Origin of the sequence: Candidatus Thiosymbion oneisti, assembly GCF_900092655.1 — a bacterium.
Lineage (GTDB): Bacteria > Pseudomonadota > Gammaproteobacteria > Chromatiales > Chromatiaceae > Thiosymbion > Thiosymbion oneisti.
On the sequence record NZ_FLUY01000820.1, the window covers coordinates 1 to 7,205 of the forward strand.

General features: G+C 60.4%; 6 protein-coding genes. 3 read left to right on the forward strand and 3 right to left on the reverse strand.

Going from position 1 to position 7,205, the window contains the following annotated elements; translation table 11 throughout:
* The first annotated feature begins 828 nt into the window (after positions 1-828).
* The 3 genes from rsxE to BQ17_RS20555 are packed head-to-tail and all read left to right on the forward strand — an operon-like array spanning position 829 to position 2,237.
* Positions 829-1,479, forward strand: a complete 651-nt coding sequence (rsxE, locus tag BQ17_RS08805) for an electron transport complex subunit RsxE (protein ID WP_089726241.1) — start codon at positions 829-831, stop codon at positions 1,477-1,479.
* A complete protein-coding gene (locus BQ17_RS08810; RefSeq protein WP_089726243.1) occupies positions 1,476-2,054 on the forward strand; it encodes an electron transport complex protein RnfA in 579 nt (192 codons plus the stop codon). The genes rsxE and BQ17_RS08810 overlap by 4 nt, the downstream gene beginning before the upstream one ends.
* 3 nt (positions 2,055-2,057) lie before the next feature.
* The gene (locus BQ17_RS20555; protein ID WP_141699180.1) at positions 2,058-2,237 is read left to right on the forward strand and encodes a hypothetical protein; all 180 of its coding nucleotides are present in this window, start codon (positions 2,058-2,060) and stop codon (positions 2,235-2,237) included.
* Positions 2,238-2,380: 143 nt separating this feature from the next.
* Here the strand turns inward: BQ17_RS20555 and BQ17_RS08815 are convergent, their stop codons facing one another.
* The 3 genes from BQ17_RS08815 to BQ17_RS08820 form a co-directional block, all read right to left on the reverse strand.
* Complete coding sequence (locus tag BQ17_RS08815) at positions 2,381-2,827, reverse strand: RipA family octameric membrane protein (protein WP_089726245.1); 447 nt, start codon at positions 2,825-2,827, stop codon at positions 2,381-2,383.
* Positions 2,828-2,930: 103 nt separating this feature from the next.
* The gene (locus tag BQ17_RS23310) at positions 2,931-3,062 is read right to left on the reverse strand and encodes a hypothetical protein (RefSeq protein ID WP_256091529.1); all 132 of its coding nucleotides are present in this window, start codon (positions 3,060-3,062) and stop codon (positions 2,931-2,933) included.
* Between the two features lie 250 nt (positions 3,063-3,312).
* Positions 3,313-6,807: a COR domain-containing protein gene (locus tag BQ17_RS08820; protein ID WP_089726247.1), complete on the reverse strand. Its 3,495-nt coding sequence runs from the start codon at positions 6,805-6,807 to the stop codon at positions 3,313-3,315.
* Between the last annotated feature and the right edge of the window lie 398 nt (positions 6,808-7,205).

Sequence of the window (7,205 nt, forward strand, 5' to 3'; positions counted from 1 at the left end):
CTATGGCTCATGGGATCTCTGAAACACTCCGCGGCGCGGAGCCTGGGCGTCCCCACGCAGCGCGTGGGAACGAGAAATAATACATTCGGCAGGCCAGACCTGGCCGGATCAGGCCTGCTTAATCCCTTATCTGGGGTCCCCGACCCGTGGCAGCCCCCGACCGGACCCTCGGCAGAATAGTAGGTCGGGTTAGGCGCGTGCTTCGGTGTTTGGTCGAGTCCCAGGATTGGGGCGCGCCGTAACCCGACATGCAATGCCGCGGGCCAGTCTTGGATGTTGGGTTACGGCGCGTTCAACCTCGGTTGCCTGCTCGCATCGCCAGACGCGCCTAACCCGACCTACGAGCTCTATGCCTTGCTTGTAACCTCTCGCCATCAATGTCACCCTCTCGGATCGAGCCCGACCGGGAGTTTACCCTCGCCATGACCAAGGGCAAATTCTTTCCCAGTCTCTGGAGCGTGGGAGCCAGCAGCATCCACATTACTCCCCGCGCGGGGAAATGTCTCGGAGGGGCACGGCGTCGAACGCGGCGTAACGCAACACGACGCCTTTGATTGGCAGCAAAAAGCGGAACCGCCGAGCTTCAGAGTGAGTATGGGAAAAATGAGCCGGTCGCTCCAATCTATCCGCAGATGACGCGGATTCTCGCGGATTTAAAACGAAACAATCTGTGAGAATCTGTGTAACCTGCGGACAATAAGGATGAATGTGGTCTTTTGTGACCGATTTGCGTTGATTCGCGTTCATTTGCGGCAACAAAACCTTTGTGCCTTGTAGTTCAAGATCAAAACCAGTTATGTGCCCCGAAGCGGGTAAGCGAGGTAACCCATGCCTAGAGTGCAGGCCGACGCCTATCAGGAATTCGTCAAGGGCCTGTGGCGGGACAATCCGGTCTTCGTCCAGGTGTTGGGCATGTGTCCCATGCTGGCGGTCACCAACTCCGCCGTCAATGCCCTGGCCATGGGGGGGGCCACCTGTTTCGTACTCGTGGCCTCCAGCATCCTGGTCGCCGCCCTCAAGCAGTGGATTCCCAGGCAGGTCCGGATCTCCACCTATATCATCATCATCGCCACCTTCGTGACGGTCACGGATCTGGCTCTGCAGGCCCTGGTGCCCGAGATCCACAAGGAGCTGGGGGCCTTCATCCCGCTGATCGTAGCCAACTGCATGATCCTGGGGCGTCAAGAGGCCTTCGCGTCCAGAAACTCGGTATCCCTGGCCGCGGTGGATGCCCTGGGCATGGCCGGCGGCTTTCTGTTTGCGCTCTTCTCCCTGGGCAGCGTGCGGGAGATCCTGGGGGAAGGAAAATTCTTCGGGATCGCTCTGTTCGGACCCGACTTCGAGCCCTGGGTCATCATGATCCTGCCCCCAGGCGGCTTTCTGACCCTGGGCCTGCTGCTGCTGTTCTTCAGCTGGGTGAAGGAGCGTCGGGAAAGGCTCGCCGAGCGCCTGGCCGAGACGGGTGGAGTGCCGTTATGAACGAGCTGATCTGGATCTTCGTCAGTGCCCTCTTGATCAACAACTTCGTCCTCGCCTATTTCCTCGGGCTCTGTCCCTTCCTCGGCGTCTCCGGGCGGCTGGAGACCGCGTTCCGGCTCGGGCTGGCGACTGTCTTCGTCATGTTGATCACGGCCCTGTGCGCCTGGTTTCTCAACAGCTATGTGCTGATCCATGCCCCCTATCTGCGGCTGATCAGCTTCATCGTGGTGATCGCCAGCACGGTGCAGTTCATCGAGATGCTGATCAAAAAGCTCAGCCCCGCCCTGTTCAAGGCCCTGGGGATCTTCCTGCCGCTCATCACCACCAACTGTGCCATCCTGGGGCTGGCCATCTTCTCCACCAACAAGGGCTACGGGCTGGCCCAGGGCCTGCTCTACGCCTTGGGGGCCGGGCTGGGCTTCACCCTGGCCCTGGTACTCATGGCGGGGCTGCGTGAGGAGTCCGAGACGGCCCCGGTCCCGAGACTGATGCGCGGTACCGCCATCAACCTCATCATCGCCGGCATCCTGTCCATGGCCTTCATGGGTTTCGCCGGTCTGTTCAGCGCGGCCTGAACCATGTGGGAATACCTTGGGGCCAGCCTCGGACTGGCGGCACTCTGCGCCGGCTGGGTCGTCTTCCAACGCTGGCTGGAACGGGTAGACCCGGACGGGCGCCGTATCGAGGACTCACAGGGCTGTGGTCGTAGCTGTTCGGGCAGGTGTGACGAGATGGAGACTGCGCGCCGGGATGAGTGATGAATGATGAGTGATGAGTGATGAGTGATGAATATTGCCGCGGCCTCATTCAAGCCGTAGGGGCGCCAAACAACTCAGGATTGCTTTTAACCAGACAGCTTCTTATATCGGTATCGTCGCGCGGGCCTAAGGAAACAGGCGGGCTAGATAGCCAGGACAACACAGTAGCTCCAACCCAAAAAAAAGCCGACAGCCAGCACGCTCAAGGCCGACGTAATCGAGGCCAGCCAGGAATTCCCCTCCCTTGCTGTGGCGGCTGCCCGAGTGAGTGGTCCCGCTACACTGGCTTCTCCCACTTTGGGTCGGAAGAGTTCTTTTTCGATGTCGAGTACTAGAGCGCGCCATTGCCTTTGCAGGCGTTGACCGGCCAGGTTTACCCAGAGCCATATCAACGAGAGAAACATGCCGACAACGGGTACCAGGAACGGAGATCCTTGCCCCGTATTGGCCTGACCGCTCACGGCGAAAACGAACAGCCCACTATTGACCAGCAGAAAAAAGTTGTTTCTCGTCCAGATGAGCGAGGGTTGAAGACGCAGCTGCACCAGCGCTTCGCTGTATGCGAGTTCGAGTTGTTCTGCGCTGTTCATTGTTTTTGATCTGATACTTGTTAATCGTCGATGATCTGCTCGATGCCGATGGCGGTCAGTACTCGCTCCGACCACGCCGGCAATGTCTGATGAGTTGCACCCCTCACAGGGGACCATCATCCCGTAGCTTGTCCAGTTGATCCCGGAACTGTCTCCGCAGGCCGTCGATCGATTCGTACTCGGTGTGGAAATGACCGAGGTCTTTGAGCTTCTTTTGGAAATCCCACAGCGACATCAGATCGTCGCGGTTGCTGGCGCTGGTCGAGACCGTGGCCTTCCGGAAATAGGTGTAGATCCGCGGCTTAGAGGCTGTCTAAAAACTAACCCATTGATTTTGAAACAGTAGGCTGGGTCGAGGGACGAGACCCAGCAAACCAGGCTTCCCGTAAACGCTGGGTTTCGTTCCTCAACCCAGCCTACGGTCTATGGTCCCTTTTTAGACAGTCTCTCAGCCATTGTTTCCATTTCTGCCAATGGCTCCGGGACTAACGACCGGTGCGCGCGTCGCGAAGTCGATACGCCTCCAGGATCAGGTGTGCGATCTCTTCCGTGGATCGACCCTTTGGCTTGATTCCAAAGCTCACGGCTGACCAGCCTGGGATCTCGGTGTCATCGAGGTGAACAGGGATGACGGCATCGTCTTCGCGGCGGTTGAGCAGGATACCGCGGATCGTTTCCCACTCCAGCGAGCACCAGGGTTTGGTGTAGTGCTCGGAAAAGAACGGAATGACCAATTCGGCCCGCTCGTAGAAGTCCTGGAGCTTCAGGTCGCCGCCGCTGCCGAGTAACCGGGCTTCGTACCACTCGTCGTAAAACACGCGGTCGCGTCCAAGGGCTTTTGCGAGATGCTCGACAATTTTGAGGACAAAGGGCCGATCCTCGCCGGGAAACGAAACGGCGATCGCAAAGGGTTCGTCAAAGTTCGCCGGCTCTTGAGCCCACTCCGGCAACCGCTCCAGCTTCAGCCCGTCGAGCAGTTCCAGCACACTGACGTCGGCGTAACTCTCCGGACATTCAATCGTCAGCTTGTGATCTCGCTTGCGCTTTAACAAGCCCTTGTGCGCGAAAAACTCGGGCGTTGTGGTCCTGGCACAGGTGTCGCAGATGCAGGGTACCCATTTGCCGACCTTGTCTTTGAGTCCCCGGAAGCCGTTGTTCAGGGCATCTAGGTCGCTGGCGATGATGCTCAGCAGCGCCTTTTGTTCCGGGCCACGGCTTCTGAGTGCGATTTCGTTGCCCCGCGCGGTGGTCTCTACCAGCACCTGGGTCTCGCCGTGCTCGAACCCCCCGTACTCGAATAGGGCGCCGCGGGACCAGCAGAGGTCCGGCTGCTTCACGAAACGGTGCATCCGCACGATGAGCCGGCTCACCAGGCCCTTGGGCAGGAACTCGTAGCGGTAGGTCAGCACCAGATCACCGGGCCTGGCCCAGTCGCTCAGTGCCGGCGGCTTCGACGGCGAGAGGTGTTGCGGAACCAGCCAGGTCTCCTGGTCCGTATCCGGCAGCCGATAACAGAGCTCGAACCGGACCATCAGGGCACGCAGCTCCACGTCCTTGTCCGCATAGCCCCGGTCGGACCCCAGTCGATCGGACCAAAGCCGGTCGCAGTCGGCCAGGGTGAACCGGCCCCGCTGCGATTTCACGTCCTCGTCGTCCAGGATGCGGAACACCGCCTCGGTGACCCATTGGTTCTGCAGGAATACCGTGCGCCGCAGCTCCGGCGGATGCTGGAAGTGCAGGAAGACACCCAGGTCGTGCAGGTACTGACTCAAGTGCAGCGCCTTGTCGTGGTCCCCTTTCCGGTCCAGGCTCAGGTGACGGCCGTAGACCGTGAAATACTGGTCCAGGGGGATGTATGGCTTTGTCCGTGCCAGGTCTTCCAGGTCCTTGCGAATCGCGACCCATTGGGCCGGCACGTCCTCGCCGATGTGCGGCAACCGCTGAGCGAAATATTCCACCGCCTGACGCAGGCCATCCGCTGCGCCCGGATGTTCCAGGTTGCCCCGATAGACATCTTTTACGTTGGGAAAGCGTCCTTTGATGCCCGCCTCATCGATCGGTTTGCTCCGCCCGCCCTTCTCGTTCTGAAAGATCAGCAGCGGGCTGCGCTCGCTGAGGGTCTCGACCACCTCCAGCCAGAACTTGAAGCCCTCGTCATGGATGGACTTGTGATCGCTCCGGGTATCGTCCACCAGCACGTACAAGGAACGTCTGGTCAGAAAGAACTGGTGGGTGGCGTGATAGATCTGCTGGCCGCCGAAATCCCAGCTATTGAGCCGGAAGGTGCGCCCTCCGTCTGGGACTGGGGAGTGTGCGGGTCGCGATAGTCGCCGTAGCCACGTGCCGATCCGGAATCTGCTGTCATCGGCGGGGCTCGTCTTAGGTTGGTCTGCATCTTGAGATCTACCGATGGACATTTGGAATTCATGGCGGTGGATGTGGATACCGCGGGTGGTCTCGTCTTCGGTAGGCAGGTCCATTTCCGGCAGAAACATGCGGCGCAGCAGGCTGGTCTTACCGGATCCGCCCTCGCCGAGGATCAGCAGCTTGGCCTCGAACAGCCGATCCACGCCCTGGGCCTCGATCTCCCGGAAGTAGTTGAGCACCGCCTCCGGCCCTTCCTGCACGATCTCCGGCGACGGATGCGTCAGCGGACAACCCTCCACATAGATGCCCGGCCCTGAATCAAGCCTCCATTTGACCGGCAGGCCAGCCAGGACCAGTGATTTCAAGGGCGAGAGGTCGGCCACGCCGGTGTTCGCGATGTTCAGCCTCGAGAGCGGCAGATGTTCCAGCGGAGCGACCGTCGTGACTCGCTTGTTCTCTTGCAGCTCAAGCGTGACGAGCCCCGTCAGCTGTTGCCCGATGGCCGCGACGCCTTCGTCGCCCACCTTGTTGTAGCCCAGATTGAGCGAGGTGAGCTGGCCGAGATGCTCGGCGACAGCCCGGGCGCCGGCCTCGCCCACCTTGTTGCCCCACAGAGCGAGCGAGGTGAGCTGGTGGAGGTACTCGGCAATCACAAGGGCGCCGGCATCGCCCACCTTATTGCCGCTCAGATCGAGTGAGGTGAGCTGGCCGAGATGTTCGGCGATCGCCCGGGCGCCGGCATAGCCCACCTGGTTGTTGTTCAGATCGAGCGATGTGAGCTGGCCGAGATACTCGGCGATCGCCCAGGCGCCGGCCTTGCCCACTTGATTGTCGTCCAGATTGAGCGAGGTGAGCTGGCGGAGATGCTCGGCAATCGCCCGGGCGCCGGCATCGCCAACCTGGTTGAAGTCCAGATTGAGCGAGGTGAGCCGGCGGAGATACTCGGCAATCGCCCGGGCGCCGGCATCGCCCACATGGTTGAAGCGCAGATTGAGCGATGTGAGCTGGCCGAGATGCTCGGCGATCGCCCGTGCGCCGGCCTTGCCCACATGGTTGCCCCACAGATTGAGCCAGGTGAGCTGGCCGAGATGTTCGGCGATCGCCCGCGCGCCGGCATCGCCCACCTGGTTGTTGCACAGATCGAGCGAGGTGAGCTGGCCGAGATGTTCGGCAATGGCCCGGGCGCCGGCATCGCCCACCTGGTTGCTCAGCAGACTGAGGGATGTGAGCTGGCCGAGATTCTCGGCAATCGCCTGGGCGCCAGCATCCCCGACTTTGGTGGAGGAAAGAAGGTCGCTGGCCAGATTAAGCGAGGTGAGCTGGCCGAGATACTCGGCGATGGCGACGGCGTCCTCGTCCCGGAGGTCGAGCCGCCAGAGTGTGAGGGTTTGCAGCCGGTCGAGTCGCAACAACTCGCGGGGCAGGCCGGATAGTTCGCCGGTCAGTCGATACAGGACACGGCCCTGAAGCTCCTTGGGCCAGTGGTCCGGCGATGCGGGAAGCCAGATATCTGGTCCGATCAGTGCGAGGTCGGTCGTCTGCCCGTCGTCGAGCCGTGTCAGCAGATCCGGCAACTCGTCCGGAGCAATGGGGTGCAGCCTCGGTTCTCCCATCCTGTCACGACCTCTTGTGGATGCGGTTCGCCGCTGGCCTGCGCCGTCCTGTTGACATAATCGTCGTGCCTAATCGTCGTGCCAACCACTAATAGGGCAGGATTAACGGGATTTCCAGGATTAACAGGATTATTATTCTTGAATACAATTATAAGATCCTGTTAATCCTGTACCATTAGGAGCGTAGGATGCGGTGAGCGCGGTATACCGTGGCAGGATTACACCAATCCCGACCGCGAACCGCATCGATGGACGCTCGCGGCGGAGCCGGAAGCCGAAGATGCGGTTCGCGCCTCCTCATGAGGCCATCCTGTGAAACCTGGTAGTGGTTAATATATGAGTGAAATCTTAGCCAACAGCTGGCAACAGTTCGGTATTATAGCGGTGCAGAAAGAGTT

What these genes read in the sequence shown, in the direction of transcription:
- rsxE (WP_089726241.1), top strand. Translation starts at nt 829, where the DNA reads ATGCCTAGAGTGCAGGCCGACGCCTATCAGGAATTCGTCAAGGGCCTG.
- BQ17_RS08810 (WP_089726243.1), top strand. Translation starts at nt 1,476, where the DNA reads ATGAACGAGCTGATCTGGATCTTCGTCAGTGCCCTCTTGATCAACAAC.
- BQ17_RS20555 (WP_141699180.1), top strand. Translation starts at nt 2,058, where the DNA reads ATGTGGGAATACCTTGGGGCCAGCCTCGGACTGGCGGCACTCTGCGCC.
- BQ17_RS08815 (WP_089726245.1), bottom strand. Translation starts at nt 2,827, where the DNA reads ATGAACAGCGCAGAACAACTCGAACTCGCATACAGCGAAGCGCTGGTG.
- BQ17_RS23310 (WP_256091529.1), bottom strand. Translation starts at nt 3,062, where the DNA reads ATGTCGCTGTGGGATTTCCAAAAGAAGCTCAAAGACCTCGGTCATTTC.
- BQ17_RS08820 (WP_089726247.1), bottom strand. Translation starts at nt 6,807, where the DNA reads ATGGGAGAACCGAGGCTGCACCCCATTGCTCCGGACGAGTTGCCGGAT.